Below are 5,621 nucleotides of genomic sequence, written 5' to 3' on the forward strand. Positions count from 1 at the left end.
ATCGGCTGCTCGTTCTCGGGGCGCAGCCCGGTCCGGCCGTCGACCGCCTCGCGCAAGATGTCGGCATGCCCGGCATGCCGGATGGTCTCGCCAAGGACATGGACCATGATGCCGAACAGGTTCGTGTTCGCAGAAGCCTCCGGCCACCAGGGCACGTGGCCGGGCGTATCGAGGGCAAGCTCGTTGATCGTCGCGTCCGAGTGTTTCCACGCGCGTCGGTAGACCCCGGCGATGTGATCGCGCGTCTCGTTCTCGGCCGCCCAGTGATCGCTGCGGTCGGAGTCCTGCCACCGGCCCAGCGGTTCCGGCGAAGGCCGGTCGAAGATCTCACCGAAGTACCTGGCCTCGACCGTGGCGACGTGCTTGACCAGGCCGAGGAGGTTGGTCCCGGTCTCTGTCAAAGGTCGGCGGGCGTCATATTCAGACAAGCCATCGAGTTTCCAGAGCAGCGCGGTGCGGTCCCGCCGCAGCCTCCCGTGCAGGTTGGCCTTGGCTAATTCGTCGATCATGCGGCATGAGACTGCCACGGGTTGCTCGTGTACGCGAGGCCGGCCACACCGGCATCCTCGGGAAGCGCAACTGATGGTTGCGTGATTGCTGTGCACCCGCTAGCGTGTCCTGCAACCAAAGGTTGCAGGAGGATGTCATGGAGTTCGGATCGATCGAACGCGAGATCTACGTCGACGCGCCGCTGGAGACGGTCTTCGAGGTCGTGAGCAGTCCTGAGCACCTGAAGCACTGGTGGCCGGACGAGGCGCAGTACGAGCCGACCCCGGGGTCGGCAGGGGAGATCACCTTCGGCGACCCAGCAGCCGACGGTGTTGTCGTGGCGTTCACCGTCGTCGACGTGCGGCCTCCGCGACAGTTCACGTTCCGTTGGACGCACCCCGCAGGCGCGACGGCGGGGGAGGACAACTCCTTGCTGGTGACCTTCGATCTCACACCGAAGGACGGCGGCACCCTCCTCCGGATGACCGAGACCGGTTTCCGCGAGCGGGGCTGGGAGGCCGCCGTGCTCGAGAACCAGTACCGGGAGCACGTCACCGGCTGGGACTTCTACCTCCCGCGGATCGCGCCGTACGTCGCCAGGCTGACGGCGCGGCGATGAGCGTCGCGGTGGACGACCAGGTCGACGACGACCTCTGGTCCGCGATCGGTGACCCCACCCGGCGGCGGATGCTCGACCTGCTCCTCACGAGCGGCGCTGCGACGGCGACCTCGCTCAGCGAGAGCCTCCCGGTGACGCGGCAGGCCGTCGCCAAGCACCTCGGGGTGCTCGACCGCGTCGGTCTCGTCCGAGGAACCACGGTCGGCCGCGAGCGGCACTTCCGGGTCGACCAGGAGCAGCTCGAGCGGGCAGTGGCACAGCTCAACGCCGTCGGCACCGCCTGGGACGGCCGTCTGCAACGGATCAAGCGGATCGCTGAGGCGATCGAGCGCACGCAACAGCGCTGAGGCGCGAATCAGACCAGCACGAATCGAGAGCAAGGAGAACGACGATGGTGGACATCCTGCACAGGGTCGGCGTCAAGGACGCCAGCCCCGCAGCCGTGTACGACGCGCTGACGACGCCCGAGGGCCTCGCCGGCTGGTGGACCGAAGACACGCGGGGGAGCGCCGACGTCACCGGGGGCGTCGTGGAGTTCCGGTTCCCGCCGATCGGAGGGTTCGACATGGAGGTGCTCGAGGTGGAACCGCCCGAGCGGGTCAGGTGGCGGGTCTCCGACGGTCCCGACGAGTGGATCGGGACGACGGTCACGTGGCACCTCCGCCAGGACGGCGACTACACGATCGTGCTGTTCGCGCACGAGGGGTGGAAGGAGCCCGTCGAGTTCATGCACCACTGCAGCACGAAGTGGGCGTCGTACCTGTTGAGCCTGAAGTCGCTCGTCGAGACAGGGGAGGGAGCGCCAGCGCCGGGCGACGTACAGATCAGCGACTGGCACTAAGACGTACGGCATCTGGGGGACTACATTCGTCGGATGGCAGATCAACCCCAGCGGTGGACCGAAGCGACCGTCAACGACGACATGTGGGCGGATCCCCACCGCGATCCGCGCGACATCGACCTGCCCAGCCCGGATGGCGAAGCAGCGACGTTGCAGGGCTCCCTCAACGAGCTACGCATGACCCTGCTGATGAAGTGCGAGGGCCTAGACACCGAACAGCTGGCCCGCCGCTCGGTGCCGCCCTCCACGATGTCGCTGCTCGGACTGCTCCGTCACCTCGTCGAGGTCGAGCGCAGCTGGCGCTCGTGGATCACGCCGGAGCAGCCGGTCGCCACGCTGTACGGCGACGATGATGCGGCGTTCGACGACGCAGTCGCCAGCGCGGAGGTCGTCGAGTCCGCCTACGCCGACCTCGCGCGAGAGCAGGTGGCGACCGACGCGCTCCTCGCGCAGTTCCCCGATCACGGCGCGCGGTTCGTCCCTGACGGGACCACCGTGAGGGGTCTGATGGCCCAGCGGATCGAGGAGTACGCGCGGCACTGTGGCCACGCAGACCTGCTGCGCGAGTGCATCGACGGCCGCGTCGGGCAGTAGTGACCGACGGTCCCTCGCACCGCCTCGCCGGCGGCAACATGGGCACGGTGGTGCGCCACGGTGACCGTGTGATGCGCGAGTCGGGCGAGTGGACTCCCGCCGTGCACCGCCTGTTGCGCCAGCTGAACGACGCCGGCATCGGGGGAGTGCCTGCTCCTCTCGGCGTCACCGACGACGGCCGCGAGGTCCTCCGCTTCATCGAGGGGGAGGTGCCTGCCTCTCCGATGCCTGCGTGGGTCTGGGGCGACGCGGCGCTCGAGTCGGCTGCTCAGACGTTACGACGGGTTCACGACGCGACCGTCGGACTGAGCGTCGAGGGACCGTGGCGGTCGCCCACCCGCGAGCCGGCCGACGTGATCTGCCACAACGACTTCGCCCCGTACAACCTGGTCTTCCGTGCCGGCGTGGTCGTCGGCGTCATCGACTGGGACATGGCCTCTCCCGGACCGCGTCTCTGGGATCTCGCCTATCTCGCGTACCGCATCCTTCCTCTCACCACCGACGACTGGGGAGACGGCTTCGCTCCTGCGGAACGGCGACAGCGCGCGCAGCGCCTGATGCGCGCCTACGGAGACGAGTGGCCTCTGTCCGAGCTCACCCTCATGGTGCGCCGGCGCCTCCTCGCGCTGGCCGCCTTCAGCGATCAAGCGGCACGGCGGCTCGGCAAGCCTGAGCTGAGCGACCACGCCGTGCTTTACCGGCACGACGCGCAGAACCTGCTCGACTGGTGAGGTTGTCCACCTCTACGGTCGCTGGCATGACGCCCGTCGAGAGTGCGGTCATCGTGACCGTTCTCTATCCGTTCGTGCCACCGCGGGACCTCGACGTCGTCCCGCACCTCACCGTGGGGGACTGCGCCGACGAACCTCAGCTGGTCGAGGCGGAGCGCCACATCGTGCCGCGCCTTCCGGTCGAGGCGCCAGTCACCTCGGCATCCCTCTGGTGCGGATCTCCCGTCCCCGGATCGTGGCGCCAGATGGCGGCCTTGCCCCTTGGATGACGGTGGCCGGGGGACTGGTAGACAAGCGGCATGAGGCCCGATGACCTTCCCGCACTGCACCACACCGAGCACGGTCCGGCTGACGGGACACCCGTTCTCGCGATCCACGGCTGGACGCCCGACCATCGCCTCATGACGGGGTGCTGCGAGCCGGTATTCGCCGCCCGCCCGCGGCCTTACCGACGGCTCTACCCGGACCTTCCTGGGATGGGCCGGTCGTCGGGCGCGGGGGTCGCGAGCTCCGACGACGTTCTGAGCTGCGTCGAGGCGTACGTCGACGAGCAGCTCGGTGACAGCCCGTTCCTCCTGGTGGGGGAGTCGTACGGCGGCTATCTCGCCCGCGCGCTGACGGCGCGTCGAGCCGGACAGGTCCGCGGGCTCGCGCTGATCTGCCCGGTCGGGCGGGCGGTCGAGCAGGCAGATCGCACCGTGCCGCGGCACCAGGTCCTGGTGAAGGAGATCGAGGTGGAGCCCGGCTCCGAGTTCGCCGAGATCGCCGTGGTGCAGACCGCTGACACCTTCGAGCGCACGGAGCGCGAGGTCGTGGTCGGTGTGGAGCTGGCCGACGCGGAGGCGTTGGCAAGGATCCGCCGGCGCTGGGTGCTCAATGACGAGCCCGAGGACGGACCGGCGTACGGGGGACCGACGCTCATCGTCACCGGGCGTCAGGACTCGTCCACGGGGTACGTCGATTCGTGGGCTCTGCTGGAGCACTACCCCCGCGCCACCTTCGCGGTGCTGGACACGGCCGGACACAACGCGCAGATCGAGCGACCGGAGCTGTTCGGGAGTCTCATGAACGATTGGCTCGACCGCGTGGACCACGTCGGCGCCTCGTCCAGCGCGTGATCGAGGTGCCGATCACGGTGCCTCGGGCGATGATCGGAGAGCGGATCTCCCGCCCACAGCAAGGGGTATCGACGTGTGCACAGGCATCAGGTTCTCGGACGGCAGCAACAATCTCTATCTCGCACGCAATCTCGACTGGACGAGCGGTTATGGGGAGCGGGTGGTCGTGACGCCCACCGGGTACGCCACCCATTCGCCGTTCGGCGCGGTGCCGAATATCCGGCACGCCGTCATCGGCATGGGGATCGTGGAGGAGGACACCCCGCTCTACTTCGACTGCGGCAACGATGCGGGCCTGGCCGTTGCGGGCCTCAACTTCCCGGGGTATGCGAGCTATGCAGACGAGCCAGCCGAGGGCGCGACGAACGTCGCCGCGTTCGAGTTCCCTATGTGGGTGGCTTCCCAGTTCGCCAGCGTCGACGAGGTGGAGGCTGCACTCGGTGACGTCGTCATCGTCGACAAGCCGATCAACGAGAAGTATCCAAGCTCGATGCTGCACTGGATCATCGGTGACGCCTCCCGCGCCATCGTGGTGGAGAGCACGAGCGACGGCCTGCACGTCTTCGACGACGACGTCGACGTCCTGACGAACCAGCCCGGCTTCGCCTGGCACCACGAAAACCTGCGCAACTACCTCAACGTCTCGCCCGCCTTTCCCAAGGAGATGCCCCTCAGGCGGGCACATCTTGCCCCGTTCGGCTCGGGGTCGCACATGCGCGGGATCCCCGGTGACTACTACTCGCCGTCCAGGTTCGTGCGCGCGGCCTACGTCAACGGGTACTACCCGGACAAGGGGAGCGAGGAGGAGAACGTCAGCCGCGCGTTCCACACTCTGCAGCAGGTCGCGATGGTCGACGGCTGCGCGGCCATGGAGTCGGGCGAGTTCGAGAAGACGATCTACACCGGCCTCTTCTCGTCAGCGACGACGACCTACTACTGGAACACGTACGAGGACCCGGCGATCCACAGCGTCGCGATGGCCGACCAGCAGCCCGGGGGAGAGAAGCTCGTCGTCGTCTAGGACGCCGCGGTCGCCGCCTCGCGTCGGTCTCAGGTGCTCCAATCCACCGGCTTCAGAAGCCGGTCGGCCGCCGTGGAGTGTAGGGAACGGTGAGCATGCCACGCTCCTGTTCACTGAGGGTGAGCGTCAGGGCGGCGGAGGCGCGATCCAGGTGGTCTGGTGCGGTGGCGCCCACGATGGGCGCGGCAACGACCGGGTTGCTCAGGAC

Annotated in this window: 9 protein-coding genes; 8 read left to right on the top strand and 1 reads right to left on the bottom strand. The window is 68.2% G+C overall.

Going from position 1 to position 5,621, the window contains the following annotated elements:
• The coding region (locus PV363_RS15540) for a DinB family protein (RefSeq protein WP_301022799.1) at positions 1 to 509 on the bottom strand (509 nt) is incomplete at its 3' end.
• Between the two features lie 137 nt (positions 510 to 646).
• On the opposite strand from PV363_RS15540, the gene PV363_RS15545 reads away from it, so the two are divergent.
• From PV363_RS15545 to bsh, 8 genes are all read left to right on the top strand, one after another.
• A complete protein-coding gene (locus PV363_RS15545; protein ID WP_220345135.1) occupies positions 647 to 1,108 on the top strand; it encodes an SRPBCC domain-containing protein in 462 nt (153 codons plus the stop codon).
• A complete protein-coding gene (locus PV363_RS15550) occupies positions 1,105 to 1,455 on the top strand; it encodes a metalloregulator ArsR/SmtB family transcription factor (RefSeq protein ID WP_220341743.1) in 351 nt (116 codons plus the stop codon). The genes PV363_RS15545 and PV363_RS15550 overlap by 4 nt, the downstream gene beginning before the upstream one ends.
• A 44-nt stretch (positions 1,456 to 1,499) precedes the next feature.
• Entirely contained in the window at positions 1,500 to 1,949 is a 450-nt protein-coding gene (locus PV363_RS15555) for an SRPBCC domain-containing protein (protein WP_301022800.1), read from the top strand.
• Between the two features lie 33 nt (positions 1,950 to 1,982).
• Positions 1,983 to 2,543, top strand: coding sequence for a DUF664 domain-containing protein (locus PV363_RS15560; protein WP_220341741.1), 561 nt, complete (start codon positions 1,983 to 1,985; stop codon positions 2,541 to 2,543).
• A complete protein-coding gene (locus tag PV363_RS15565) occupies positions 2,543 to 3,274 on the top strand; it encodes a phosphotransferase (RefSeq protein ID WP_301022801.1) in 732 nt (243 codons plus the stop codon). Before PV363_RS15560 ends, PV363_RS15565 begins: the two co-directional genes overlap by 1 nt.
• Positions 3,275 to 3,300: 26 nt before the next feature.
• Positions 3,301 to 3,543 (top strand): hypothetical protein, encoded by a 243-nt coding sequence (locus tag PV363_RS15570; protein ID WP_220365103.1) that lies wholly within the window; start codon positions 3,301 to 3,303, stop codon positions 3,541 to 3,543.
• Between the two features lie 30 nt (positions 3,544 to 3,573).
• Complete coding sequence (locus PV363_RS15575; RefSeq protein ID WP_301022802.1) at positions 3,574 to 4,392, top strand: alpha/beta hydrolase; 819 nt, start codon at positions 3,574 to 3,576, stop codon at positions 4,390 to 4,392.
• A gap of 73 nt (positions 4,393 to 4,465) precedes the next feature.
• A complete protein-coding gene (bsh, locus tag PV363_RS15580; RefSeq protein WP_301022803.1) occupies positions 4,466 to 5,413 on the top strand; it encodes a choloylglycine hydrolase in 948 nt (315 codons plus the stop codon).
• Positions 5,414 to 5,621: the final 208 nt, after the last annotated feature.

Source organism: Mumia sp., assembly GCF_028803055.1.
Classification (GTDB): Bacteria; Actinomycetota; Actinomycetes; order Propionibacteriales; family Nocardioidaceae; genus Mumia.